This is a genomic window from Rhodococcus sp. BUPNP1 (assembly GCF_002215235.1).
Classification (GTDB): Bacteria; Actinomycetota; Actinomycetes; order Mycobacteriales; family Mycobacteriaceae; genus Rhodococcus.
The window spans coordinates 84,391-108,571 of the sequence record NZ_NERM01000003.1 but is presented as its reverse complement, the minus strand read 5'-3'; the positions used below and the strand labels follow the sequence as shown (position 1 = coordinate 108,571).

The following is a 24,181-nucleotide window of genomic DNA, read 5'->3' as shown; positions in this document are numbered from 1 at the left end:
GCGCAGACCCCGGCCGCCGCCCGACCGTTCTTGCTCTCTACCGGCTCACCCGGTCAGCCCGGCATGGTCTCGCCGCCGAGCGGGGCGAGCACCTCACCGCTGTAGTACGAGGACATCGTCTCCGATGCGAAGAAGACGTAGGACGGGGCGATCTCGTCGGGCTGCGCGGCGCGGCCGAAGGGTGCCTGTTGCCCGAACTCGGAGACCTTCTCCGCGTCCATGGTCGCCGGGATCAACGGTGTCCACACCGGTCCGGGGGCCACGCAGTTCACGCGGATCTGCCTGTCCTGCAGTGCCTGCGCGAGCGAGTAGGTCAGGGCGATCACCGCGCCCTTGGTCGCCGAGTAGTCGATGAGCGTCTTGTTTCCGCGCAGGCCGTTGACCGACGCGGTGTTGATGACGGAACCGCCCGGCGTCAGATGCGGCAGGGCCGCCTTCGTCACGTGGAAGAAGCTGTCGATGTTCACGGCGAAGGTGTGCCGCCACTGCTCCTCGCTCAACTCGGCGAAATCGTCGACGGGCTGCTGGGTGCCGGCATTGTTGACGAGGATGTCGAGGCCACAGAGTTGCTCGACCGTCTCGGCCACCACCGCCCGGCAGTGCTGCGCGTCGCCGAGGTCGCCCGCGATGACGTGGCACGTGCGGCCCTCGCGTCGCACCAGGTCGGCGGTGTGTTCGGCGTCGCGGTGTTCCTCGAGATACGCGATCGCGACGTCGGCACCCTCCTTCGCGAAGGCGACGGCGACCGCCCGTCCGATGCCGGAGTCGCCGCCCGTGACCAGGGCCTTGCGGCCGGACAGCAGCCCGCGGCCGACGTAACCGCGCATCTCGTCGGCGGGGCGCTCGGCCATCTCGTCGGTCTCACCCGGATAGTCGATGGTGTGGGGTTCTCGTTCGCGGTCCTCGCTCATGGCCGCCGGATACCCACAGGCTGCACCGATATTCACGTCCGTTTCCCCGGTTCGCACCGACCCGGAGGTCGTTTCTGCGTGCCCCCGAGCGGGTAATCCCGGCGTATGGCTCATGAGACCCGGATGTGCGACGTGCACGACGCCCCGCTGCCCACGCCTCGCGGCCCCGTCTCCGCCGAGATCGTCGAGCGACTCGGCGGCCCGGTGGACGATGCCGTGTGGGACATCGCGACCGACGGCGCGGACGCCTACGGCGAGGACGTCCAACTCGCCCTGGCCGTTCTCTACGAGCTCCACTACCGAGGATTCGCGGGCGTCGACCCGGCATGGGAATGGGCACCGGGACCACTCGGGGTCCGGGCACGACTCGAGCGCATCTTCCTCGATCGGCTGCGCGCCGACGTCCCGGCCTCGGACGATCCGCAGAGTGTCCTCGAGGACCTGTGCCGTGAGCCGGACGATTCGTGGGGCGTCTCCCACGAGCTCGCCGCGAACGGAACGTGGGAGATGATGCGCGAGTTCTTCGTCCATCGCTCCATCTACCACCTCAAGGAAGCCGACCCGCACGCCCTCGCGATCCCGCGACTGTCCGGCCGCGCAAAGGCGGCGTTGGTCGCCGTCGAGTTCGACGAGTACGGCGGAGGCCGGGCCGAGCGTATGCACTCGCGGCTGTTCGCCGACCTGCTGCTCGCCGCCGGCCTGAAGGACGACTATCTGGGCTATCTCGACGTCGTTCCCGCCGTCACCCTTGCGACGGTGAACTTCATGTCGTTGTGCGGTCTGCACCGCGCACATACGCCGATGCTGGTCGGGATGTTCGCCGCAGCCGAGATCACCACCGCCCCGAGCGCCCGGCGCATGGTCGAGGCGCTCGAACGTCTGGGTGCCGACGACGCATGCGTCCTCTTCTACTCCGAGCACATCGAGGCCGACGCCGTTCACGAGCTCGTCCTGCGGCACGACGTGGTGGGTTACATGCTCGAGCAGGACCCGGCTCGGGCGCAGGACATCTCGTTCGGTGCACAGGCCATCGAGTTCCTCGAGGGCCGGCTCGGGAGCCACCTGCTGGGCAGCTGGGCCGCCGGGCGCAGTTCGCTCCTCACCTCGGCCGGGGCACCGGCCTGACGAGCGGGTACGAGACAGCGAACGGAGCCCCGGGACAGTGTGTCCCGGGGCTCCGTTCGTCGGTGCCGGAGTCCCGGCTCAGTCGATGAGACCGGGTTCGTGTGTGGGGGTACCACCGGATCCGCGCAGGCGACGTCGACGGAGGTTGAGAGCGGACATCACCACGCCGACGACGATGAGCACGAGCGCAGCGATGGCCCCGACGAGCACCCATCCCTCGAATCCGTCGCCAGCCGCGTAGAGGACGAGAGCGACGACGGCGATCCCTGCGAGGATGCAGGCGTATCCGACCCAACCCGAAGCTCGGGACGCAGTGGTGGAAGCGTGAGCTCGATTCGATGGTTTCGTCATGGTCGTGGATACCGCATCCGATCCTCCCCGAAACCACGGGGAGACAAGAGGGGAGCGGATGATTCTGCGCGGGAAAGTGTTACGGCGGGATCCGCCGGCCGATGGACCCACGTTCGACGAGCGCCGCGAGTCGTTCCCGCGCGCTGCGCGGAGAGAGGACAGGGCTGTCGGTGCCCGTCGCACTGCGCATGCCGCGTACCGTCTCGGACCACACCTCGGGTCCGTCGTACTTCGGCGACCATCCGAGTTCCTCGCGGGCCCTGCTGCAGTCGAGCATCGGGCAAGTGTAGGCGAGGTCGATCCAACCGCCCTGCACCGGTTGCAGCCGTAGGCGCCAGGTCGCTTCGGCGACGGACGACAGACCCCATCGCGGCACCGGAATCGTCGGGCAGTCGAACGGAGCAGCGAAGTCCCGCGCCCCGACCGGTGTCGGTGCACCCAGGTTGAACGGGCCGGGCACCCGCCGTTCGAGCGCTGCGACCAGCGCGTCCGCGACATCGTCGGAATGTACGGCGGGGATCGTGAGCCCGTGGTCGATCGGGATCAGCGGCAGGTGGTTCGTGATGCCGGCGGGCACGAACTCGGGCAGCACGTAGCGTTCGAGACCCGAGCCGGAGACGAGCTGCCCGATGAATCCCGGACGGAAACGGGTGAGGACGGGCGCCTTCGTGCCGGTCTCGAAGTCGTCGAGGAATTTCTCCGCCGCGACCTTGTCGACGCTGTACACGCAGGTGGGTACACCTTCGCGCGCCCACGATTCGTCGACCTCCCGACCGTAGGCGCCCTCGGAGTAGACCGCGGCGGAGGACATGTGGATCACGTGCCCGACACCGGCGTCGGCGGCGGCCGTCACGACGGCGCGGGTGCCGTCCACCGCCACCCGCCGGAGATAGTCACGACGGTGCGAGGGCTGGAATCCCCACGCCAGGTGCACGACGGCGTCGGCCTCCGCGAAGATAGGCGTCAGGACCTCGGCGGCGTCGGGAGCCGCGAGATCCACGGCGCACCACCGTGCCGCCGCATACGGATCGCGCGCCGGGGGAATCCGGCGCGCGATCGCGACGATATCGAGTTGTGCGGGATGAGCGGCCAGCCGGCGCAGAAGCGCCGTGCCGACATTTCCGCTCGCTCCGGTGACGACGATGCGTCGTGGCAGACCGGTTCGGGATGTGGAAGCCATCGGCATCGCCGGTATCGTCCGAGCGTCCCGGTCAGCGGGCCGATTCCGCTGCGTCCTTCTCCGTCTGCGCATCGGCGTTCTGGAGAGTACCGGCAGCGTTCTCGAGGTGGGCGCGGACGAACCACTGGAACTTCTCCAGCTGGCCGGTCTGGCCGATCAGGACGTCCTCGGTGATCGGGTCGAGCTTGCCGACCTCGTCGATCGCCTTGCGGTTGTCGGTGATGATCCCGTCGTAGACGAGGTCCAGCGCGGCGAGATGCGCCTGCGCGGTGTCGCGGCCGACCGAGTAGTCGTCCCACGTGCGGTTCTTCTCGATGGCGCCGGGCGTGCCCTTGGGGGACGCACCGAGCGCGGCGATCCGCTCGGCGACCTCGTCCGCGTATCCACGCACGAGCTCGACCTGCGGGTCGATCATCTCGTGGACGCCGATGAAGTTCGGACCGACGACGTTCCAGTGGATGTGCTTCAGCGTGAGGTGCAGGTCGTTGTAGGCACTCAGGCGCTCCTGGAGAATCTGCGCGGTGCGCGAGCCGTCGGCATCGCTCAGACCGGGAACCGTGTAGCTCGAGTTCGACATATTCTTCCTCCAGAATGCTCTCGGGTGTGTCGGAGGGCGAATACCCGAGGCGCGGTGGAATCCAAACATCCGGACGCGCTGGGCGTCCCGTGACCTGCGGCGAAGAATTTCGTCCGAATTCGGCGAGTCACAAACGTTTGGAAACGGACCAACCCGGTTATTCGATCGCCGGGCACCGAGGCTTCCAGGTTTCGGTCATGACATCTGAGGTGGCGACAATGATCATTCTGGGTCTGATTCTGTTGGTGGTGGGGTTCTTCACGGGTATCTCGATCCTCACCACACTCGGAGTGATACTCCTGGTGATCGGCGTGATCCTTGCGATCCTGGGCGCGACGGGCCGGGCGATCGGCGGACGCGCGCATTGGTACTGACCCCCTACCGATCGTCCGTGCCGGAAGGAGACGTCCGGCACGAAGTAGAACTGCGGATCCCGGGTGCTCACTGCACCCGGGATCCGTCGTTTCCGGACCTCTACGGACCGGTCCCGACAGGACGGACGGACCGGGTCCCGGAACGACATCCGGGCCGGCCCCTGTGCAGGGGCCGGCCCGGATCGGCAGATTCGTCGGGTGACTACGTGTCGGTGCGCGCCGCGGCTTTCGGCGTGCGGAGTGCGCGATGGCTGGTGTCGCAGAGGGGGTACAGGGCGCTGCGGTGACACCGGCACACGGCCACCACAAAACGGTCCGAAACCGTCTCCGCGCCGTCGTCCTCGACGATCCGCACCGGACCCTCGACGAGGGTCGGACCACCCCTCACCTGCCGCACGACTCGCGCCTCGCACTCTCCGTCGGCGGTGAGCTGCGTGATCTTCGGTGTCCTGCTCACGTTCTCAACTCCTCGTGCGGGGACGGTCGGCGCGGACGACCACCACTTCCTCGGTCAGTGCCCCCGGCTCCGCCAGCTGCGACGAGTACAGATAGTCCGTGCGGCTGCGAAGGACCGGTCCGAACGGGATACGGCTGCGGGCAACGACGGAGGCCTTGAAATCCGCGTCGCGCAACCGGGACAGCGTCGCTTCCACACCGGTGAACTCAGAGTGCACGATCAGCGCGAATCCGCCGGGCGTGAGCAGCGTGGGAAGGCTGTCGCACAACGGATCGAGAACGCAGCGACCGTCGGCCCCGGCATCCCAGCGCGGGTCACGGTTCTCCCCATCGCACGGAACATACGGCGGATTCGACAGCACGATGTCGAACGGACCGTGCCGCAACGCCGCGTTCAGATCTCCCTGCCGGGCACGGATCGGCAACCGGCGCGACCACGCATTGACGCGGGCGCTGAACACCGCTCGCGGGTTGATATCGAAGGCCGTCACCGACGAAGCACCGAGCATGGCGGCGTTCACCGCCAGAAAGCCTGTCCCCGTGCAGAAGTCGAGCACCTTCGCGCCCTTCGTGCCGCCTGCGTCCGCAAGCGCGCTCGCGAGCAGGTACGAATCCTCCTGGGGGCGGTACACCCCCGGAAGGCGCCATACCCGCGGCGAATCCGATCCGTCCAGTGCCAGGGAAGCTGTCACGTCACACCACCTCGGTATCTCGAGTTCGACGGCATCTCCACCACCCCGGGCCGAAGACCCGGATCCGTCCGTTCGCGGGCGGATACCCGCACGACTTCCGTGTGAAACACGCCACCGATCCGCGAGCGACACCCGGCGGTCACGAGAACAGCACCCGGCGCGCGGTGTTTCGCACGCGCCGGGTCACCGGAGCAGTACGCTTCCGGTCCGCGAGTGCGGCGTGAGCGGCGTTCCAGCCGCCCATGCCGTGGACTCCCCCGCCCGGATGGGCACCCGAACTGGCGAGATACACCCCTTCGACCGGGGTTCGCGGTCCACCGAAACCGGGAGTGGGCCGCAGGAACAACTGCTGGTGGACCTGCGCGGTTCCCCCGTTGACGGCGCCGCCGACGAGATTCGCGTCGGCCGCTTCGAGGTCGCCGGGTCGCTGGACGTGTCGGCCGACCACGCGCGCACCGAAACCCGGTGCGTAGGCCTCGAGTTGCGCGTCGACGCGTTCGGCGAGGAGGTCGGCCGACGCGTCGTCGGTGATGCCCCGCGGCAGATGCGTGTAGGCCCAGCAGCTTTCGGTTCCCTCGGGCGATCGTGTCGCGTCGGTGGTCGTCATCTGGCCGAAGAGCAGGAAGGGGGACTCGGGGACGATGCCGGTGGACAGATCGGCCGACCACCGGATCATCGCGTCCGTATCGGCACCGACGTGCACCGTGCCGGCCCCGCTCAACGAGGGCGAACGCCACGGCACGCGGCCGTCGAGCGCGTAGTTCACCTTCACGACCGGGGTGTCCCACTCGAATTTGCGCAGGTCGTCGAGCACCCGTGACCCGACGGCGTCGGCCGGCAGGAGCCGTGAGTACAGGGCCGGGGCCGAGGTGTCGGCGAGGACGGCGCGGCGCACCTTCACCCGCTCGCCGCCGGCGGTCCGGACCGCGGAGACCTTCCCGCCCTGTACCTCCACGCCGACGACCGGCGAGTCGCACCGCAGCTGAGCGCCCGCCGAGGCGCCGCGCCGGACCAGCGCGTCGGTGAGCGCTCCCGCCCCGCCGACCGGCGCGGGGAATCCGACGTCCTGCGCGAGCATCGTGAGCATGTAGCCCATGACCCCGCTGCCGGGCGCTTCCGGCGGTGTGTCGGCGTGCATGGCATTGCCCAGGAGCAGCAACCGCGCCGCCGAACCGCCGAACAGTTCGGAGGACATCCGGGTGACGGGCAGCGCCAGCATGCGCGCGTAACGCAGTAGATCACCCGTCTTCATGGTGCGCAGCAGGTCCACCGAGCCCCGGACGGGCGGGAACGGGCCGAGGAGCAGTTCGAGCAACGGTCCACGCACCTGTTTCCACTGGTCGAACACCGCCAGCCACGCTTCCCCGTCACCGACGCAGCGACGCTCGAGGTCGGCTGCCGTGTCGGTGGGATCCGGAGAGACGACGATCGCGTCCTCGTCGTCAGGGCCGAGCGGATGACCGAAGGCCTTCGGCGAACGCGCCCAGCGGAGGCCGTGCGATGCGAGGTCGAGAGCCTGGAAGGCCGGTGAGGCCACGCCGAGCGGATAGAACGCGCTGAACAGATCGGCGCAGTATCCCGGGTGGAGTTCCGCGCTGCGCACGGCGCCACCGGGTTCGGGTTGTTCCTCGAGCACGAGGACGTCCCATCCGGCGTCGGCGAGCACCGCGGCGGCGGTCAGACCGTTGGGTCCCGCGCCGATGACGACCGCGTCGACCGTCGTGTCGCTCATTCGGTGGCGCCTTCGGCGAGCAACACCAGCCGTCTCAGGCATTCCTGATTCCTGGGCAACACCAGTTCCTCCTGCACGCGGTCGGGGACGAGGGCGTACGGGCCTGCAACGATGTGTTCGGCCATCGTGATGCGGGTGCCGCCGTCGTGGGTCGGTTCGAGGGTGGCCGTGATCTCGGCCTTGCCGAACAGCCACGCGCGGGCGCGCAGCACCAGTTCCCGTTCGGGCACCATGGCCTTGACCTCGGTGTGGTCGTCGAGCAGGAGAGGCCACAGACCCACCGAATGGTGGATCCGGGTGCCCTTCTGCGGCCAGGCGGGATCGACGGCCCGGATGCGGGACGCACCCACCACCCATCCCGCGTACCGCCAGCCGTCCGCGAGGATCTCCCACACTCGCGCCGGCGCCACCGAAGTCTCGATCGTCGCGATCCTGGCCATGCCCGCTCCTCATCTGCTGGACGACAGCTCGCTTGCGGCAGACGCATACCCCGCCACCGCAGGTGTCACACGACGCCGGGTGTCATCGCTGTTCGGAGGGGGTATCCGGGCGGGCATGGAAGCCGAGAACACCCCCTCCTCGAACCCGTACGCCTTCGTCTTCGCACCGTCCCCGCTCCTCACTGTGACACTCGAGAAGGCACCCGACGGAAGCACCGAACTGCACGTGCACCCCGGCGGGCAGGGATTCTGGATCGGCCGCATGGCGGCGACCCTGGGAATGGACGTGCACCTGTGCGGACCGTTCGGCGGCGAGTCCGGCACGGTCCTCGTCGACATGATGAACCGCGAAGGGGTGACGGTGCACGCCGTGGAGACCGCGTCGCCCAACGGCTCCTACATCCACGACCGTCGCGAAGGCGAACGGAAGGAGATCGTGGAGATCGACCCGCCGGCGCTCACCCGGCACGAGACCGACGATCTGTTCAGCGCGTCGCTGGCTTCCGCGATGTGCGCGAAGGTCGCGATGCTGGGCGGACCGCACTGCGACGACGCCGTGCCGGCGGAGATGTACACGCGGCTGTGCTCGGATCTGGGAGCGCTCGGCGTCCCGGTCGTCGCCGACCTGTCCGGCCCCACCCTCGGCGCGGCCCTCGAAGGCGGGGTGACCGTGCTGAAGGTCAGCCACGAGGATCTCATCGAGGACGGTCGCGCGAAGTCCGAGGACCTCGACGATCTCATCGAGGCCATGCACCGTCTCCACGACGAAGGTGCCGCCTCGGTGGTGATCTCCCGCGCCGGTGATCCGGCGATCGCACTGCACGACGGAACCGTCTGGGAGGTGGAGGCCCCCTCGGTGCAGACGGTGGACCACCACGGCGCCGGAGACTCGATGACCGCCGGCATCGCCTCGGCCTACGCCGCGGGTGCGAAGTTCGAGGACGCGCTGCGTCTCGGCGCCGCAGCGGGCGCGGTCAACGTCACGCGCCGCGGTCTTGCGACGGGACATCGTGGCGCGGTGGAGAAGATGGCCGAGAAGGTGGAGGTCCGGAAGGTGAAGGGGAAGCGTTCATGAAAGCACTGATCGTCAACGACGACGGCATCGACAGCCCCGGTCTCGCCCTGCTCGCACGCCTCGCCGTGGAGGCGGGATTCGACGTGCAGGTCGCGGCGCCCCATGTCGAGCGCAGCGGCGCGAGCGCATCGTTGACCGCTCTCCAGGACGAAGGAAAGCTCCTGTTGAGCCGTCGCCCGATCGACGACCTGCCCGAGGTGGAATCCTATGCGGTGGAGGCATCTCCGGCGCTGATCACCTTCCTCGCCTCGTACGGCGCGTTCGGGACGGCACCCGACATCGTGTTGTCCGGGATCAATCTGGGCCCCAACACCGGTCACGCGATCCTGCATTCGGGAACGGTGGGCGCGGCCCTGACCGCGGCCAGCCACGGCGCCCGCGCGGTCGCGTTGTCCCTCAACGGGACGGCTCCGTCGCAATGGGAGACCGCCGAACTGGTGGCCCGTCACGCTCTCGAGTGGGCGGTCGAACACAGCCGTCCGGGTGCGGTTCTCAACGTCAACATCCCCGACATACCCGTCCACGAGTTGCGCGGACTGCGCAGTGCCCCGCTGGCGGAGTTCGGTGCCGTCCAGGCCGAGATCGGGGAGGTCGAGGACGACGGCGACATCTCCCGCGCCCTGCCCATCACCTTCCGGGCCGTCGAACTCGACGAATCCCACGACAGCGACGCCGTTCTCGTCTGCCAGGGATGGGCCACCGCGACCGTGCTGACGATGCCCTTCGAGGTGGCGGACACCGATCTCGACACCCTGGAGTTCGCCCATTCGGACAGTGCGCAGTCGTAGGTTCGGATCCCGCTCGGTCGCGGACGCCGCGACCGAGCGGTCCCGGCCGTGAAAAGATATCGTTCCCTGCGATTCTCAGGGCACTGTAGTTCTCAGGACACTGCGGTTATCAGGCCACGGCGGAATTCGAGACGTAGCGGGAGATCGGCGTGACGACGGACCGTTCGGCGCGACCGGCCGTGTCCGTCACGGACTGCACGAACCTGCCGGCCTCGGCGAGCGCGCGCCGGCTCTCGGGAAGACTGTCGGCGAATATCGGAAACGCGTGCACCTGGTGTCGCCACAGGTGCAGGTCGCAGCTGACCCCGGCCTCCCGCACGGCCCGTGCCATGGATTCGGCGTCGCTGCGCAACAATTCGTCGTGACCGGCGTGGATCATCACCGGCGGCAGCACACTGAGGTCGTTGTCCAGCGGGCACATCAGCGGTCCGGGCTCCCCGTCGACGGTCAGACGCGTGTGGGTGCCCTCGATGTAGCGCACGAGCGACTGCACGGCCGATCCGGGGAACATGGGGCAGGCCGCCTGCATGTCGTGTTCGGCGCGGCGATCCGAATCGAGGTCGACGAGCGGCGACAGCGCGACGATGCCGGCGGGGCGGGGCAGATCGGATTCCGCGATGGCCAGGGCCGTCATGAACGACAGGTATCCCCCGGCGGAATCGCCGGCGATGACGATGTCCTCTCCCCGATAACCCTTCTCGCACAACCACTCGTAGCCGCGTACCGCGTCGTCCACCGCGTGTGCGATGGGAGCGTTCGGCAGCATCCGGTAGTCGACGCTGAGAACCGCGCCGTCGGCGCGATCCGACAGGCTCACGGCGAGCGAACGGTGAGTGTTGAGTCCGCACATCAGGAAAGCGCCGCCGTGCAGGTACAGCACCGCGCGCTTGGTCGATCGTCCTTCCGCACGGATCCACTCGGCACTGCACGTACCCAGGTCGACCTCCACGTACTGGGCTCCGGAGGGCTTGGGGAGCAGGGACGCAGCGCCGTCGACGACCGACAGTGGCCACGCGAGGTCCGGCCGGGCCATCCATGCCCCGACGACCGGCTTCGCGAGTGCGCGCACTGCGCCCCGAACGAATCGGGAGCGCACGCTTCCACCTCGGTGGGTGCGGCTGACGCCCTCACATCCACCGAAATCGTCGATCTCAGAAGACAGCACTGGAACCTCCCGTGGGACACCCACGAAACCGGTTGATTTATTTCGCCTTACGCGACGTGGTACTGCGGTTTACCCACACCTGTCCGGCATCGAAACACCCGGTTCGGATCACGAACCGGACACGAACGGGTGCGAGGCGCCCCCGCGGCGCCCCGTTTACCGGTCCGACCGGGGAGGTAACCAGCGCGTATGCCTACCGAGACCACGGTGTCCCTGTGGCGGGATCGCGCCTCGCGGACCGCGACGTACGACGACTGGACGGCCCGCCGGGAGCGTTACGACGTCGTGGTCGTCGGCGCAGGGATCACGGGCACCGTCACCGCCCTGCTCCTCGCCGAGCGGGGACTGCGCGTCGCGATCGTCGAAGCCCGGGACATCGGGGCCGTGACCACCGGAAACACCACCGGCAAGGTCAGCGTCCTGCAGGGCACACGCCTGTCGCAGATCGGCCGCAGACATTCCGGTGCGGTCCGTCAGGGATATGTCGACGGCACCCTGGCCGCGCAACGGTGGGTGGTCGACTTCTGCACGGAGAACGGACTCGACTTCGATCGTTCGGACGCCTACACCTATGCGCAGGACCCGTCGAACGTGAGCATGATCGACGCGGAGTACCACCACTGCCGCGCGGCCGGACTGCCGGCCGAACGTGTCGGCGAGATCCCGCTCCCCTTCGCCGTGGCCGCGGCGGTCACGATCCCCGACCAGGTGCAGATCGATCCCATGCCGCTCGTGTACACGGCGGTCGACCGGGCACGCACGGCCGGCGCTGACGTGTTCGTCGGGCGTCGCGTGAAGACCGTGGACACCGAGGACGCCGGATGCGTCGTCCGCACCGACGACGGCGACGTCCGTGCAGACCGCGTGGTCCTCGCGACCGGCATCCCCATCCTGGACCGCGGTGCATTCTTCGCCAGGGTGGAACCCGACCGCTCGTACTCCATCGCGGTCGAGGTGCCCGGCGGTCCTCCGGAAGGGATGTTCCTGTCCGCGGACAGTCCCACCAGGTCGCTCCGCACCGCCTCCGCGGCGGGAACGTCCTCGTCGGCGGATCGACTGCTGCTCGTCGGCGGGAACGGGCACGTCGTCGGCCGGCACGAGTCGCCCCGCTCGGCGTACGACGACCTGCTGCGATGGAGTCAACGGACCTTCCCCGGTGCCCACGAGCTGTACCGGTGGTCGGCGCAGGACTACACGAACATGGACAGCCTCCCCGAGGTCGGGCCCGTCCTGCCAGGCGCCGACCGGATCTGGGTGGCGACCGGCTTCGGCAAGTGGGGCATGACCGGCGGGGTCGCGGCGGCGCACATCATCGCGTCCCGGTTCTCGGAGTCGCCGGACCCCGAGGTCGAGGCGTGGGCGCCCGCCCTGGCGGCCTGGCGCACCGAACTGGTGACCGGCGCCCCCACCGCAGCCAAGCTCAATGCCACCGTCGCATGGCACATGGCCAAGGGCTGGTTGCAGGCCGCGACGTCCTCCGGACCGGAGCCCGAAGAAGGACAGGGCCGGGTGGTGCGCAGTTGCGGACGTCCCGTCGGAGTGTCCACGGTCGACGGCCGGACCCGCCGCGTGAGCGCGGTCTGCCCACACCTCGGCGGAATCCTGCGGTGGAACGACGCGGAGTCGTCGTGGGACTGCCCGCTGCACGGTTCCCGATTCGCCGCCGACGGCGCCCTGCTGGAGGGACCCGCGACCGGCGATCTCTCCCCCAGGTGACGGCGAGGGTGAAAGCAGGGGTGAGAGCCTGCGTTTCACACCCACCGCAGCCGGGTAGTTCTGACAGCAGCCGAGAAAGGACACACGAACATGAATTCCGCCGATGGGGCACGACTGTCCGGACTGACCGTCGCAATTCTCGCGACGAACGGAGTCGAGGAGGTCGAGCTCGTCGAGCCGCGTAAGGCTCTCGAGGACGAGGGCGCCACCGTCCGGCTCGTCTCGATCGAGCAGGGCGAGATCCAGGCCATGGAGAAGGACGTCGACGCCGCAGGGAAGTACACCGTCGATCACCTCGTCTCGGAGGTCTCCCCCGGCGACTTCGACGGCCTGGTACTTCCCGGTGGAACCACGAATCCCGATCAGCTGCGCCAGGATGACAAGGCCGTGTCGTTCGTGCGGGAGTTCGTCACCTCCGGGCGTCCGGTCGGCGTGATCTGTCACGGGCCGTGGACGCTCGTCGAGGCCGACGTGGTGCGCGACCGCACCCTGACGTCGTATCCGAGCGTCCGTACCGATATCCGCAATGCCGGCGGAAACGTCGTCGATCAGGAGGTGGTCGTCGATCGCAATCTCGTCTCGAGCCGCAATCCCGGCGACCTGCCGGCGTTCTGCAAGGCACTCGTCGATCTCTTCGCAGCGAACCCCGCGAGCTGATTTCTTCGGGCCGCGCACCACGCAGGCCCATCCTCTTTCCTCCACCGACCGCGACCGCGACCGCGACCGCAGAGGTTCCGGTCCGTCCCCACCTGTTTTCGAAAGGACCTCGACGATGCTCGAGCAGAGCCCCGTTTCCGGCGCCACCGTCTTTCCCTCCGCGCCCCTCCACCAGGGCGTGCGGTTCAGCACCGCGGAGATCAAGAAGCGTATCGACGAAATGTTCGACACCTCGGCCGCTCCCCTGCCGAGCGAGAGCTGATTCCCGAACAACTGCTGGTCGAAGGCCCACAGCAGCGCTCGCGGTTTGCGGCCACCTACCCGCCTTGATAACAAGAAGCAGTCGATTTCGAACATTTGGGATTGGTTCGCCGTAAGGCAATTGCACGAAGGCGGGAATATGAACGAAACGAACTCCGACGATTTCGTCGTGGTCGCCAACCGTTTGCCGGTGGATCTGGAGACGCCGGCCGACGGCGGCCCGCCGGTCTGGCGACGCAGCCCCGGCGGTCTGGTGACCGCCATGGAGACCGTCCTGAGGTCCAACAGCGGCGCCTGGGTCGGCTGGCCCGGCACTCCCGACGTGACGGTCGATCCCTTCGAAGAAGACGGGCTCTCGCTGTATCCGGTGGAGCTGTCCGCCCAGGAAGTCGAGGAATACTACGAGGGTTTCTCGAACGACACCCTGTGGCCGCTCTATCACGACGCGCTCGTTCCACCCACCTTCGATCGACGCTGGTGGCGCACCTATCGCGCGGTCAACCAGCGATTCGCCGAGGCCGCGGCCCGCGCCGCCGCCCCCGGGGCGACGGTGTGGGTGCACGACTACCAGCTCCAGCTCGTTCCCCGGATGTTGCGCGAGCTCAGGCCCGACGTCACCATCGGCTTCTTCCTCCACATCCCTTTCCCGCCCACCGAACTGTTCCTGCAGTTGCCGTGGCGTAAGGCGATCGTCGACGGTCTGCTCGGCGCCGATCTCGTCGGTTTCCACCTCCCCGGTGGGGCACAGAACTTCCTCTACCTCGCCAACCGGCTCTTCGGACTCCCGGCACCGCGCGGGACCGCATCCGGCGGCACCATCGATCTCGGCGATCGACAGGTCCGCGTCGGCGCCTACCCGATCTCCATCGACTCCGCGCAGCTCCGGGAACGTTCCAGCGACAAGGTCATTCGCGAGCGCGCCGCCGAGATCCGCAGGGATCTGGGCGATCCGGAGGTCATGCTGCTCGGCGTCGACCGTCTCGACTACACCAAGGGCATCGACGTACGGCTCGAGGCGCTGCACGAGCTGTTCGCCGACGGCACCCTCGATCCCGAGAAGGTCGTGATGGTGCAGTTGGCCACGCCGAGCCGGGAGCGCTTGACGGCATACGCACAGCTCCGGGACCAGGTGGAGCGCGAAGTGGGACGGATCAACGGCGAGTTCGCCCGGCTCGGCTCCCCTGTCGTCCACTACCTCCACGCCTCGGTCGACCGCGACGAGCTGCTCGCGATGTACACCGGTGCCGACGTCATGCTGGTCACTCCCCTGCGCGACGGCATGAATCTCGTCGCCAAGGAGTACATCGCCTGCCACGGCGACGGCAGCGGGTCGCTGGTGCTCAGCGAATTCGCCGGGGCGGCAGCGGAACTCCGTCGCGCACTCCTCGTCAATCCGCACGATCTCGAAGGCGTCAAGCGCGCGATAGTGGAGGCGATCGAGGAGGATCCGGCCGAACGGAAGAGGCGTATGAAGACCATGCACGCGCACGTCATGGAGCACGACGTCGCCCGTTGGTCGCGCACCTTCCTCGAGGATCTACAGGCCACCTCGGGTGCGCACGTCGCTGCCGCCGAAAACTAGGGCACGCGGGAACCGCACCCGGAGAAGTGCAGACCTACTGGCTCGGCTGCGGTACCTCGCACTCGACCTGGGGATTGACGCCCGCGTAGTTGAGCGGCCCGGCCACCACCGTGACCGCCACCGTCGCGAGACTGCTGCAATTCTGGTCCGAGTCGCTGAAGTAGCCGCGCTGACCTGCGGCCACCGCACCGATGACCAACCAGACCAGGACCACGAGACTCAACAATCGCACGATCTCACCTCGATCCGTCCCACACGCCGGACCGTCCGGCCGGGTAGCAATACCCGAGGCGGAAATCGAACAAACGCACCGAGGAACATGATCCGGCCATACCGGACGCAACACCTCTCTGCACATCCGGGTGCGAACCATCGCGTGGGAGTACCGGCATAATTTCTCTTGTGACCGATTCGCCCGCCGATGAAGGGTTGAGCCGGATCCTCGCCGACGACGTCTCCCGGCACGTCGGAAGTTTCCGGTACCTGTCGACCGACGACTCGTGGGAATGGTCGGCTTCCGTCGCCCGGATTCACGGCTACGAACCGGGCACCGTCGTACCCACTACCGAACTCGTCCTCCGGCACAAACACCCCGACGACAGGGAGGACATCACGACGCTCCTCACCTCCGTCCGTACCGCGGGTGAACCGTTCAGCAGCCGGCACCGGATCGTCGACACCCGGGGCACGATCAGACATGTCGTCGTGATCGGCGATCGCATCGTGGACGAGGACGGCTCGGTACTCGGCACGTCGGGGTTCTATCTCGACCTGACCGACGCTCTCGAAGAGGACCTGCGGGCAGCGGTCGACGCGGCGATGTCGTCCTGGCGGACGCCCGTGCCGTCATCGAACAGGCCAAGGGCGCTCTCATGCTGGCGTACACGATCCCGGCCGAGCGCGCGTTCGAGATCCTCGTGTGGCGTTCCCAGGAGACGAACGTCAAGCTGCGGTCACTCGCCGAACGGCTCGTACACGAGATCTCGACCACCCCAGGGCTCCTCGAAGAGTTCCGCGGCCGTTTCGATCACCTGTTCCTCACCGTGCACGAGCGAGTCCGATCGGGCGACCCGCTCGGGGGTACCCGAAGGTGGAGTCGCGTCCGGCGCCGCACCGGTCGCTGCGCCCGCGCGCCCTTCGAAGTGAGGAGAGCCATGACCCAGGATGTGGAGAAACGTTGGAACGACCCCCGCACGGCCCGTAAGGCCACGATGTACGCAGGGGGCGTGATCGTCGCTGCACTCGTGGTGATGGGCGTCGCCATCCTCTGGGGCACGAACTCCGGACAGGATTGCAGCGACGCCGCATTCGCGGTGTGCGCCGATCCCGCCCGCCAGATCCTCGTCTTCGGCCCCACACTCGTGCTCCTGCTCGGCGGTCTCGGTGCACTGTGGACGGCGTACCGCACATGGAAGCGCGGCGGTCGTTGGCCGATCTGGCAGGGCGCGGGATGGGCACTGCTGGTGCTGATGGTCGCCTACGCCACCATCTCCGCACGCGCCATCATCTGACCGGGCGCCCGGTCGTCCCGGCCCGGGACGGCCGGAGCCACCGACCCCGCACGAACGAACAGGCGGAACAACAGCGTATTTCGGTTCGTACCGACGCGCCGTGACCGGTTTATCCCTCATCACACACGGGAATACCGCTGTGGTGAAGATCGCGATGGTTGCCGGACAAGTGAATCCCCTGCTCGGTCACGGCGCGCACGCAGGTGCAGCGCCGCAAGGACTGCACGTCCACCTGGCCGAACTGTCCTCCGCCCTCGCCGGGGCCGGTCACGAGGTGGTGGTCTACACACGCCGCGAGGATCGCGACGGCCCCGACCGGATCTCCGCCCCTGGTGGATACGAAGTGGTGCAGGTGCCGGCGGGTCCGCCGTCCCCGCTGCGCCCCGACGAAACTGCCTCTGCGATGGGCGAATTCGGCAGCTTCCTGGATCGGGAGTGGCGTCAGCGGCCACCGGACATCACCCACGCCCACTACTGGCTGTCCGGACTGGCCACCCAGCTCGCCACCCGCTCGCTGGGCATCCCCACGGTCCAGACCTTCCACTCCCTCGGCACGGTCGAGCACCGCATCCGGGAGAAGACGGCGATGGACGCATCCGCGCGCGACCGAATCCGCTTGGAGCGACTCATCGCCCGGGGCGCGACGCGCATGATCGCGACGAGTTCCGACGAGGTGTTCGAGCTGGCGCGCATGGGACTCCCCCGCACGCGGACCACAGTGGTACCGAGCGGAGTGGACGCCGCGCACTACAGCACCGCCGCCGCTCCCGACACCACAAGGACCCGCAAGCATCGCCTGCTCGCAGCCGGTCCTCTCGAACCGGGCTCCGGATTCGACATCGCCATCGAAGCGCTGGCGGGCATTCCCGACACCGAACTCGTCATCGCCGCGCATCCCGCTCCGCCGTACCTGTCGCGCCGAGCAGACGAGCAGGAGAAGTCCCGTCTGGTGAAGCTCGCACGCGTACGCGGTGTGCAGGGACGCGTCCGGATCCGCCGCGACGTCGGGCGGGACGAGATGCCCGGTCTGCTCCTGTCCGCCGACGCCGTGGTCTCCACCCCCTGGCACGATCCGTCGGGGATGCTCGCCCTGCAGGCGATGTCGTGCGGTCGCCCGGTCATCGCAACCGCCTCCGGTGGAATGCTCGACACCGTGCTCGACGACGCCACAGGCCTTCTCGTGCCCACCCGCTCCCCCGAGGCCGTCGCGGCCGCCGCACGCCGGCTTCTCTCCGATGCGACGACACGCGCCACCTTCGGTATCGCCGGACGCGACCGCGTGCTCGCCCGGTACACCTGGGCTCGCGTGGCGGAGGACACTCTTCGCGCCTACGAACGGTGCGTGCCGGTCAGGCGTACTGCACACCGGACCGCACGGACCGGTGTGCAGTAGCGCCCATCGAACTCGGCACATGCACCGGAACGATCAGCGACGGAAGTCCTGATCGTTCCGGTGCGCACCCGCCCCACCGACCTCGCCGATCCGGCCCTCGCCGCCGGGCACCGAGTTCGAGGTCGGCGAACCTGCCGTTCCCGGAGTCGATTCCCCGCGGTGGTCACCGCGATCGGCGCCTTCCGCCGCACGGGGATCCAGCTCTTCCGCGCGGCGACGACGTTCGTCGAGTTCGGCTCGCGCCGCTTCGGCGGTACGGCGTTCGTCCTCCGAGCGGGCACGCAGCCGCTCCGCCTCGGCCGCCTTGGCTTCGGCTTCCGCCGCGGCGCGGCGGGCCTCCGCTTCGGTGCGTTCGGCCGACGCAGCCCGTTGTTCGACTCCGGGCCTGTTCTCCTCGACGCTGCGACGCAGACGTTCGGCTTCGGCACGCCGTCGCTCGGCGCGCCGGTTGCGGAGCGTCCACACCAGCACCGCCACTACCACCAACGCGACGACCACCGCTATCACCAGCAGAATCCAGTCGTTCGTGCTCATCTCGACCTCCTCGGGTTCATCAGCGGGTTCCCCCGGGTCGAAGTGACGAAACGGGCAGGTCGGGCCGGTCGGTGGATCGGAGGCGTCCCGAAACAGAACCGTTGCCGCCCGGGTGTCCCGAACGGCAACGGTATGGAGGGGCGTGGCGCAACGCGTGCCACGCCGTGTGGTCGACTCTCCTCTTACATCACAGGAGCGACCGCAGCGAGCGCTGCTTCACGTGTCCTGCAGGCCTTGGCGGCGATGGCGGCATCGGCGACCCGGAGCAACCGTTCCACCGGTCGCCCACTCAGAAGAGCCCAGCGGACGTTCAGGGCACGCGCGCGCTCGTCGAGATCGTCGAAGACCGACAATCCCGCCGCACCGAAGAATTCGACTGCCCCGAGGTCGACGACCATACGGATCGATTCTTCGAGCTGCCGATGGGTGAACGCGTGGAGAGCGTGTGCGTTACGGATGTCGATCTCGCCGCGCACATCGATCCAGACGAGGTCCGGCTCGATCCTCTGAGCACTGAATTCCGCACCGACGACCCGCTCTGCGGGGATATCGGACCTGATCGGCCGAGCCGACCATGCGGATGGGACGGAATCTACCTGTGCGGCAATTCGCTGAGGAACTGTCATAACACTTCCCAACATCGAAAATTGCAGGAAGCACGACCTACGAGACAGGCACAACCGGTGACCGATCGGAACCCTCCCGGAACGGGGGTGCTTCCGTGTTCTCGGCTGTGTGCTCAACCTTCTGCCCCAACGGTAGTCCACGAACCATCGGCGCTCAACACATCGAACGTGCATTTCGGGCATGTTGCGGACCCCTGCCCAGGTCACGGCGGATGGATTGAATTCGCGATATCTGGGTAATCTCTCCGACGACCAGACAGACACGACCCCCTCGTACCCCCACTCCCCGTACTGGAGACATCAGGCTCATGGCAAAATCCGCGTCGATCGAATCGGCACGCGACCACAATCCCCCGGTAGTCGAACTTCGAGTAGAGGCCCATCCCGATCAGCTCGCAGTGCTTCGAGCGGTAGCCGCCGCGATCGCGCTGCAGCACGACTTCGACCTCGATACCGTGGCGGACGTGAAGCTCGCCGTCGACGAAGCGGCCACGCGGCTGATCATGGGCGCTCCCGAGGACGCCGTTCTGGCATGCTCCTTCCGGGCGGCCCTTCCTCTGCTGCACATCAGCCTGTCGGCACCGACGAACGATGCCTCCGCGATCGGGCAGCCGCGCTCCTTCGGATGGCACGTGCTCAACTCGCTGACCGAGTCCATCTCGGTGACGAGCGACGACTCGCGCGCCACGATCGACATGTCCATCGCCGAAGGCAGCGCCGATCGGTGACGCGCAACACGGGTAGGTCGAGCGACGAGTACGCCGACGTCACCGAAACGCTGAGAACACTCCTCGCACTCGAGGAGGGCGACCCCGGTCGCATCCGCATCCGCGACGAAGTGGTCGAGCGGTGCCTTCCGCTCGCCGAGCACATCGCCCGACGCTTCGACGGCCGTGGTGAGGCCTTCGAGGACCTGCTGCAGGTCGCGCGTCTGGGCCTGGTCAACGCGGTCGACCGGTTCGACCCCGAACGCGGCTCGGATTTCGTCTCCTTCGCGGTCCCCACGATCATGGGCGAGGTGCGCCGGCACTTCCGGGACGCCGGCTGGGCCGTTCGTGTGCCGAGACGCATGAAGGAACTGCACCTGTCCCTGAGCAAGGCCACCTCCGAGCTCTCCCAGCAGCTCGGACGTGCGCCCACCGCCTCCGAGCTCGCCGAGGAACTCGGCATCGATCAGGAGGAGGTGTTGCAGGGTCTCGTGGCCGGTAACGCCTACCAGACGGTGTCGGTGGACCGATCGTCCCCGTCGGGCGACGACGGGCTCACCCTCGCCGATACGCTCGGCGACTACGACGCAGCGCTGGACGAGGTCGAGAACCACGAGGCGCTGCGTCCGCTGCTCGAGGCCCTTCCGGCCCGCGAACGCACGGTCGTGCTGCTGCGCTTCTTCGGCAACATGACGCAGACGCAGATCGCCGAGCGCGTGGGTGTCTCGCAGATGCACGTGTCGCGTCTGCTCACGAAGACCCTCGCGCAACTCCGCGATCAGCTCGGCGACAACTTCTGACGGGGTCGACGTCCCGGGTTCTCGTTACCCGGGACGTCGACACGGTCAGAACGTCGAGGCGTCGATCACGAAGCGATAGCGCACATCACTGGCGACCACACGGTCGTATGCCTCGTTGATCCGGTCCGCGGAGATCAGCTCGATCTCCGCACCGATACCGTGCTCTGCGCAGAAGTCGAGCATCGCCTGCGTGTCGGGGATGCCGCCGACATTCGATCCGGCCATCGCACGATCGTTCATCGCGAGCGAGAACGCCCGCACCGACAGCGGCTTCTCGGGCAGGCCGAGGCCGACGAGGGTGCCGTGCAGCCGCAGCAACGATAGGTAGCGATCGAGGTCGAGGTTGACCGAGACGGTGTTGAGGATCAGGTCGAACTTCCCGCGCAGCTCCTTGAACGTCGACTCGTCCTCGGTGGACCGGTAGTCGACCGCCCCGAATCGCAGGCCGTCGTCCCGCTTCGACAACGAGTGGCCGAGCACCGTCACCTCCGCCCCCATGGCTGCCGCGATCTTCACGCCGACGTGCCCGAGGCCGCCCATGCCGATGATCGCGACCTTGCTCCCCGGCCCGGCATTCCATCGCTTCAGCGGCGAGTACAGGGTGATTCCCGCGCACAGCAGAGGTGCCGCGGCGGCCGGGTCGAGTCCGTCGGGAATCCTCAGGACGAAGTGTTCGGTGACGACGATGTGCGTCGAGTAGCCGCCCTGGGTGACGGTGCCGTCGCGGTCGACGGAGTTGTAGGTCCCCGTCACCCGATTGGTGCAGTGCTGTTCGAATCCCGTTCGGCAGGGATCACATTCGCCACAGGAGTTCACGAAGCAGCCCACGCCGACACGGTCGCCGACGGCATGTCTCGTGACCTCGGACCCGACGGCGGCGACGGTACCGACGATCTCGTGACCCGGCACGATCGGGTACTTGGTTCCGCCCCACTCGTTCCGGGCGGTGTGGATGTCGGAATGGCAGATGCCGGCGAACTCGATCTCGATGAGCACGTCGAGCGGGCCGAGGGCACGTCGTTCGACGGTGGTCTTCGACAGGGGCGCGTCGGGCGCGGTGGCGGCGTAGGCGGCGACGGTGGTCGTACCGGTTGTGGACGTCATTCCTCCACAACTACTCCGCCTCACGACGACGTGCACCCGCGGGGGACTCCCGCGGGTGCGCGTCGTCGAGACGGTTCGGCTATCCGGCCTGGTCGGCCTGTTGTGCCGCCCGGCGGCGCAGTCGTCGCGCCGCGGCGACGAGGTTGCGCAACGACGGCTCGAGCTGCCAGTGATGACGGGTCTTGAGGCCACCGTCCGGATTGGCCCACAACCGGTCGAGTTCCACCGATTCCGCCGCCTCGGTGAGCAACTCGTCGAGCTCGTCGATGTCCGGGATCCGGGCCGACCGCGACTCGTAGACACCGGGACCGACACCGTGGGACAGCGCGCGGTCCTTGATCGCCTCGAGCACCCAGCGGATCGAGCGCGTCGCCACGATCGCCGTGACGTCGGCGTCGAGCCGCTCGATCGCGTCGACCACCGATGCCTGACCCGAATAGGTCAGGTGCGTGTGGATCTGCGTCTCCGGCTTCGCACCACCGGTGGCGAGACGGAAGGCGTCGACGGCCCAGTCGAGGTACTCGACGCGCCCGTCCTGCCGCAGCGGCAGCAGCTCACGGATGGCCGGTTCGTCCACCTGGATGATCGCGATGCCCGCCCGCTCGAGATCGGTGATCTCGTCGCGGATGGCCAGCGCGAGCTGGTCGGCCGTCTCGTGGAGCGGTTGATCCTGACGCACGTAGGAACGCGCCAGCATCGTCACCGGACCGGTGAGCATGCCCTTGACCGGCTTGTCGGTCAGCGACTGTGCGAACGAGATCCACTCGACCGTCATCGGCTTCGGGCGCACGATGTCGCCGTAGAGGATCGGTGGACGCGTGCAGCGCGAACCGTAGGCCTGCACCCAGCCGAAGTGCGTGGTGGCGAAGCCCTCCATCAGCTCGGCGAAGTACTGCACCATGTCGTTGCGTTCGTGCTCGCCGTGGACGAGGACGTCGAGACCGATGTCCTCCTGCAGACGGATGGTGGACTCGATCTCCTCCTGGATGCGCTTGACGTACTCGTCGTACGACATCCGGCCACGACCGAGTTCTGCTCGTGCCCTGCGGATCTCCGCGGTCTGCGGGAACGAGCCCAGGGTCGTCGCCGGCACCGGCGGCAGATCCAGGCGCTTCTGCTGCGCGACGCGGCGTTCCTCGTACGGCGCACGCACCCGATGGGCGGGCGTGATCGCGTTCAGACGTGCACGGACGGTGTGCTTCTGCTTGAAGTGCACCGACACGGGCGGCTTGCGCCACCGCTCCTCGGCGCCGGTCGTCAGTGCCTTGGCGAGGGAGACCACCTCCCCCACCTTCTGCTTCGCGAACGCGAGACGATCGGCGACGTCGCCGGGGATGTCGTACTCGACGAGCAGGTCGTAGGGCACGTGCAGCAGCGAGGACGAGGTCGACACGACGAGATCCGGTGCGACCGCGACGATCGACTTCAGGTACTCGAGGGTGCGGTGGCGGTCGACCTTCCACACGTTGCGGCCGTCGACGACACCGGCGTAGATGCGCTTGCGCTTGAGTCCGGGCACGGCGGCCAGTTCGTCCGCGCTGATGCGGCCGTCGACCAGGTCCAGGCCGATCGCCTCGATCTTCGACGCGGCCAGGATCGGCAGCGCCTCGCCGAGATGCCCGTACGGGCCGGTCACGAGCAGACGCGGACGCAGCGGAGCGTGCGAGAGCACGTCGTAGGCACGCGCGAGGGCTGCGAGCTCCTCCTCGCTGCGGTCCTCGGTGAACGACGGCTCGTCGAGCTGCACGCAGGTCGCGCCGGCGCGGGCGAGCTGCTCGAAGAGCTTCTCGTACTCGGGGAGCAGCGCGTCGAGCAGGTCGAGGGTGCGGAAGCCCTCCTTCGTCGACGTCGGCGCGACCTTCGACAGCAGCAGCAGCGAGACCGGGCCGAGCACCACCGGCCGCAGCTCGACGCCCTCGGCCTTCGCACGCTCGAACTCGTCGAGCACAGTCGCCGAGTTCAGCTCGAAGACGGTGTTCTCGTCGAGTTCGGGCTGGCGGTAGTGGTAGTTGCTACCGAACCACCGCACCAGCTCGAGCGGCGGGAAGTCCTCGCGTCCACGGCACAGCGTGAAGTACAGATCGAGCGGGTCGAGCTCGTCGGCCAGCGGACGGAACCGCTCGGGCAGCGCTCCGAACAACAGGGCGTTGTCCAGGACGTGGTCGTAGTAGGAGAACGTGTTGCCGGGTACCTGGGTCAGACCCGTGGCTGCGAGCTCGCGCCAGGTGTTCTCCTGGAGCTCGCGAGCGACCGCGACGAGTTCGTCGCGCGTGCCCTCACCGTGCCAGTAGGCCTCGAGGGCGAACTTGAGCTCGCGGCGGGGCCCGATGCGCGGGTACCCGAGGATGCTCGATCCGTATCCGTCGGCGAGAGTTGCCATGTCGGCGTCGACCTTTCCCTCATGCACATCGCGCCCGTGCACCG

Annotated in this window: 25 protein-coding genes and 1 pseudogene; 12 read left to right on the top strand and 14 right to left on the bottom strand. The window is 68.0% G+C overall.

Features of this window, described 5'->3' with window-relative positions; all coding sequences use genetic code 11:
• Positions 1-53: 53 nt before the first annotated feature.
• Positions 54-911 carry an SDR family oxidoreductase gene (locus B9C99_RS04005; RefSeq protein ID WP_088897038.1) on the bottom strand — a complete coding sequence of 286 codons (858 nt, stop codon included), beginning with the start codon at positions 909-911 and terminating at the stop codon, positions 54-56.
• A gap of 105 nt (positions 912-1,016) precedes the next feature.
• Between B9C99_RS04005 and B9C99_RS04000 the strand changes: the two genes are divergently transcribed.
• The gene (locus B9C99_RS04000; protein ID WP_080597714.1) at positions 1,017-2,036 is read left to right on the top strand and encodes an iron-containing redox enzyme family protein; all 1,020 of its coding nucleotides are present in this window, start codon (positions 1,017-1,019) and stop codon (positions 2,034-2,036) included.
• A 78-nt stretch (positions 2,037-2,114) separates the two neighbouring features.
• On the opposite strand, the gene B9C99_RS03995 is transcribed toward B9C99_RS04000, so the two are convergent.
• From B9C99_RS03995 to B9C99_RS03985, 3 genes are all read right to left on the bottom strand, one after another.
• Entirely contained in the window at positions 2,115-2,387 is a 273-nt protein-coding gene (locus tag B9C99_RS03995) for a hypothetical protein (protein WP_016693687.1), read from the bottom strand.
• Between the two features lie 79 nt (positions 2,388-2,466).
• Positions 2,467-3,573, bottom strand: coding sequence for an NAD-dependent epimerase/dehydratase family protein (locus tag B9C99_RS03990; protein ID WP_088897037.1), 1,107 nt, complete (start codon positions 3,571-3,573; stop codon positions 2,467-2,469).
• 25 nt (positions 3,574-3,598) lie between these two features.
• On the bottom strand, positions 3,599-4,144 hold the full coding sequence (locus B9C99_RS03985) for a Dps family protein (protein WP_016693685.1): 546 nt from the start codon (positions 4,142-4,144) through the stop codon (positions 3,599-3,601).
• Positions 4,145-4,362: 218 nt separating this feature from the next.
• Here B9C99_RS03985 and B9C99_RS25815 point away from each other — a divergent pair, with 218 nt between their 5' ends.
• Positions 4,363-4,518, top strand: a complete 156-nt coding sequence (locus B9C99_RS25815; RefSeq protein ID WP_006552398.1) for a DUF6131 family protein — start codon at positions 4,363-4,365, stop codon at positions 4,516-4,518.
• 202 nt (positions 4,519-4,720) lie between these two features.
• On the opposite strand, the gene B9C99_RS03975 is transcribed toward B9C99_RS25815, so the two are convergent.
• From B9C99_RS03975 to B9C99_RS03960, 4 genes are all read right to left on the bottom strand, one after another.
• The gene (locus B9C99_RS03975) at positions 4,721-4,975 is read right to left on the bottom strand and encodes a CDGSH iron-sulfur domain-containing protein (RefSeq protein WP_016693683.1); all 255 of its coding nucleotides are present in this window, start codon (positions 4,973-4,975) and stop codon (positions 4,721-4,723) included.
• A 4-nt stretch (positions 4,976-4,979) separates the two neighbouring features.
• On the bottom strand, positions 4,980-5,666 hold the full coding sequence (locus B9C99_RS03970) for a HemK2/MTQ2 family protein methyltransferase (protein ID WP_367301595.1): 687 nt from the start codon (positions 5,664-5,666) through the stop codon (positions 4,980-4,982).
• Positions 5,667-5,805: 139 nt separating this feature from the next.
• On the bottom strand, positions 5,806-7,398 hold the full coding sequence (locus B9C99_RS03965; protein WP_088897035.1) for an NAD(P)/FAD-dependent oxidoreductase: 1,593 nt from the start codon (positions 7,396-7,398) through the stop codon (positions 5,806-5,808).
• Entirely contained in the window at positions 7,395-7,838 is a 444-nt protein-coding gene (locus B9C99_RS03960; RefSeq protein ID WP_088897034.1) for an SRPBCC family protein, read from the bottom strand. The genes B9C99_RS03965 and B9C99_RS03960 overlap by 4 nt, the downstream gene beginning before the upstream one ends.
• A 115-nt stretch (positions 7,839-7,953) precedes the next feature.
• Between B9C99_RS03960 and B9C99_RS03955 the strand changes: the two genes are divergently transcribed.
• A complete protein-coding gene (locus B9C99_RS03955) occupies positions 7,954-8,913 on the top strand; it encodes a 1-phosphofructokinase family hexose kinase (protein WP_026061461.1) in 960 nt (319 codons plus the stop codon).
• Positions 8,910-9,701, top strand: a complete 792-nt coding sequence (surE, locus tag B9C99_RS03950) for a 5'/3'-nucleotidase SurE (RefSeq protein ID WP_016693678.1) — start codon at positions 8,910-8,912, stop codon at positions 9,699-9,701. Before B9C99_RS03955 ends, surE begins: the two co-directional genes overlap by 4 nt.
• A gap of 109 nt (positions 9,702-9,810) precedes the next feature.
• On the opposite strand, the gene B9C99_RS03945 is transcribed toward surE, so the two are convergent.
• On the bottom strand, positions 9,811-10,797 hold the full coding sequence (locus B9C99_RS03945; protein WP_253249984.1) for an alpha/beta hydrolase: 987 nt from the start codon (positions 10,795-10,797) through the stop codon (positions 9,811-9,813).
• A gap of 258 nt (positions 10,798-11,055) precedes the next feature.
• Between B9C99_RS03945 and B9C99_RS03940 the strand changes: the two genes are divergently transcribed.
• The 4 genes from B9C99_RS03940 (at position 11,056) to B9C99_RS03930 (ending at position 15,082) form a co-directional block, all read left to right on the top strand.
• Positions 11,056-12,582, top strand: a complete 1,527-nt coding sequence (locus B9C99_RS03940; RefSeq protein WP_088897032.1) for an FAD-dependent oxidoreductase — start codon at positions 11,056-11,058, stop codon at positions 12,580-12,582.
• 90 nt (positions 12,583-12,672) lie between these two features.
• Positions 12,673-13,239, top strand: a complete 567-nt coding sequence (locus B9C99_RS03935) for a type 1 glutamine amidotransferase domain-containing protein (protein WP_088897031.1) — start codon at positions 12,673-12,675, stop codon at positions 13,237-13,239.
• Positions 13,240-13,354: 115 nt separating this feature from the next.
• Complete coding sequence (locus B9C99_RS25810; protein WP_016693674.1) at positions 13,355-13,501, top strand: hypothetical protein; 147 nt, start codon at positions 13,355-13,357, stop codon at positions 13,499-13,501.
• 138 nt (positions 13,502-13,639) lie between these two features.
• Positions 13,640-15,082 carry a trehalose-6-phosphate synthase gene (locus B9C99_RS03930; RefSeq protein WP_088897030.1) on the top strand — a complete coding sequence of 481 codons (1,443 nt, stop codon included), beginning with the start codon at positions 13,640-13,642 and terminating at the stop codon, positions 15,080-15,082.
• 34 nt (positions 15,083-15,116) lie between these two features.
• Here the strand turns inward: B9C99_RS03930 and B9C99_RS03925 are convergent, their stop codons facing one another.
• On the bottom strand, positions 15,117-15,317 hold the full coding sequence (locus tag B9C99_RS03925; protein ID WP_026061459.1) for a hypothetical protein: 201 nt from the start codon (positions 15,315-15,317) through the stop codon (positions 15,117-15,119).
• A 248-nt stretch (positions 15,318-15,565) separates the two neighbouring features.
• On the opposite strand from B9C99_RS03925, the pseudogene B9C99_RS03920 reads away from it, so the two are divergent.
• Both B9C99_RS03920 and B9C99_RS03910 read left to right on the top strand, forming a co-directional pair.
• A pseudogene (locus B9C99_RS03920) lies at positions 15,566-16,146 on the top strand (PAS and ANTAR domain-containing protein); the annotation flags it as partial.
• A 547-nt stretch (positions 16,147-16,693) separates the two neighbouring features.
• A complete protein-coding gene (locus B9C99_RS03910) occupies positions 16,694-17,986 on the top strand; it encodes a glycosyltransferase (protein WP_253249983.1) in 1,293 nt (430 codons plus the stop codon).
• A 33-nt stretch (positions 17,987-18,019) separates the two neighbouring features.
• Here B9C99_RS03910 and B9C99_RS03905 read toward each other — a convergent pair whose 3' ends face one another.
• Positions 18,020-18,520: a hypothetical protein gene (locus B9C99_RS03905; protein ID WP_088897029.1), complete on the bottom strand. Its 501-nt coding sequence runs from the start codon at positions 18,518-18,520 to the stop codon at positions 18,020-18,022.
• A gap of 182 nt (positions 18,521-18,702) precedes the next feature.
• On the bottom strand, positions 18,703-19,146 hold the full coding sequence (locus tag B9C99_RS03900) for an STAS domain-containing protein (protein ID WP_033096142.1): 444 nt from the start codon (positions 19,144-19,146) through the stop codon (positions 18,703-18,705).
• Positions 19,147-19,454: 308 nt separating this feature from the next.
• Between B9C99_RS03900 and B9C99_RS03895 the strand changes: the two genes are divergently transcribed.
• Together B9C99_RS03895 and B9C99_RS03890 are read left to right on the top strand one after the other, a co-directional pair.
• Complete coding sequence (locus B9C99_RS03895) at positions 19,455-19,874, top strand: ATP-binding protein (RefSeq protein WP_026061321.1); 420 nt, start codon at positions 19,455-19,457, stop codon at positions 19,872-19,874.
• Positions 19,871-20,653, top strand: a complete 783-nt coding sequence (locus tag B9C99_RS03890) for a SigB/SigF/SigG family RNA polymerase sigma factor (protein WP_016693083.1) — start codon at positions 19,871-19,873, stop codon at positions 20,651-20,653. The genes B9C99_RS03895 and B9C99_RS03890 overlap by 4 nt, the downstream gene beginning before the upstream one ends.
• A gap of 45 nt (positions 20,654-20,698) precedes the next feature.
• Here the strand turns inward: B9C99_RS03890 and B9C99_RS03885 are convergent, their stop codons facing one another.
• Positions 20,699-21,757 (bottom strand): NAD(P)-dependent alcohol dehydrogenase, encoded by a 1,059-nt coding sequence (locus tag B9C99_RS03885; RefSeq protein WP_016693082.1) that lies wholly within the window; start codon positions 21,755-21,757, stop codon positions 20,699-20,701.
• Positions 21,758-21,836: 79 nt separating this feature from the next.
• Entirely contained in the window at positions 21,837-24,137 is a 2,301-nt protein-coding gene (metE, locus tag B9C99_RS03880; protein WP_026061320.1) for a 5-methyltetrahydropteroyltriglutamate--homocysteine S-methyltransferase, read from the bottom strand.
• Positions 24,138-24,181 lie beyond the last annotated feature (44 nt).

Bases quoted from the DNA above. Each gene is read 5' to 3' on its own strand.
- B9C99_RS03990 (WP_088897037.1), bottom strand. From the start codon at position 3,573: ATGCCGATGGCTTCCACATCCCGAACCGGTCTGCCACGACGCATCGTC.
- B9C99_RS04000 (WP_080597714.1), top strand. From the start codon at position 1,017: ATGGCTCATGAGACCCGGATGTGCGACGTGCACGACGCCCCGCTGCCC.
- B9C99_RS03905 (WP_088897029.1), bottom strand. From the start codon at position 18,520: ATGAGCACGAACGACTGGATTCTGCTGGTGATAGCGGTGGTCGTCGCG.
- surE (WP_016693678.1), top strand. From the start codon at position 8,910: ATGAAAGCACTGATCGTCAACGACGACGGCATCGACAGCCCCGGTCTC.
- B9C99_RS03960 (WP_088897034.1), bottom strand. From the start codon at position 7,838: ATGGCCAGGATCGCGACGATCGAGACTTCGGTGGCGCCGGCGCGAGTG.
- metE (WP_026061320.1), bottom strand. From the start codon at position 24,137: ATGGCAACTCTCGCCGACGGATACGGATCGAGCATCCTCGGGTACCCG.
- B9C99_RS03965 (WP_088897035.1), bottom strand. From the start codon at position 7,398: ATGAGCGACACGACGGTCGACGCGGTCGTCATCGGCGCGGGACCCAAC.
- B9C99_RS03935 (WP_088897031.1), top strand. From the start codon at position 12,673: ATGAATTCCGCCGATGGGGCACGACTGTCCGGACTGACCGTCGCAATT.
- B9C99_RS03930 (WP_088897030.1), top strand. From the start codon at position 13,640: ATGAACGAAACGAACTCCGACGATTTCGTCGTGGTCGCCAACCGTTTG.
- B9C99_RS03900 (WP_033096142.1), bottom strand. From the start codon at position 19,146: ATGACAGTTCCTCAGCGAATTGCCGCACAGGTAGATTCCGTCCCATCC.
- B9C99_RS03895 (WP_026061321.1), top strand. From the start codon at position 19,455: ATGGCAAAATCCGCGTCGATCGAATCGGCACGCGACCACAATCCCCCG.
- B9C99_RS03940 (WP_088897032.1), top strand. From the start codon at position 11,056: ATGCCTACCGAGACCACGGTGTCCCTGTGGCGGGATCGCGCCTCGCGG.
- B9C99_RS03955 (WP_026061461.1), top strand. From the start codon at position 7,954: ATGGAAGCCGAGAACACCCCCTCCTCGAACCCGTACGCCTTCGTCTTC.
- B9C99_RS03885 (WP_016693082.1), bottom strand. From the start codon at position 21,757: ATGACGTCCACAACCGGTACGACCACCGTCGCCGCCTACGCCGCCACC.
- B9C99_RS03995 (WP_016693687.1), bottom strand. From the start codon at position 2,387: ATGACGAAACCATCGAATCGAGCTCACGCTTCCACCACTGCGTCCCGA.
- B9C99_RS25810 (WP_016693674.1), top strand. From the start codon at position 13,355: ATGCTCGAGCAGAGCCCCGTTTCCGGCGCCACCGTCTTTCCCTCCGCG.
- B9C99_RS03985 (WP_016693685.1), bottom strand. From the start codon at position 4,144: ATGTCGAACTCGAGCTACACGGTTCCCGGTCTGAGCGATGCCGACGGC.
- B9C99_RS04005 (WP_088897038.1), bottom strand. From the start codon at position 911: ATGAGCGAGGACCGCGAACGAGAACCCCACACCATCGACTATCCGGGT.
- B9C99_RS25815 (WP_006552398.1), top strand. From the start codon at position 4,363: ATGATCATTCTGGGTCTGATTCTGTTGGTGGTGGGGTTCTTCACGGGT.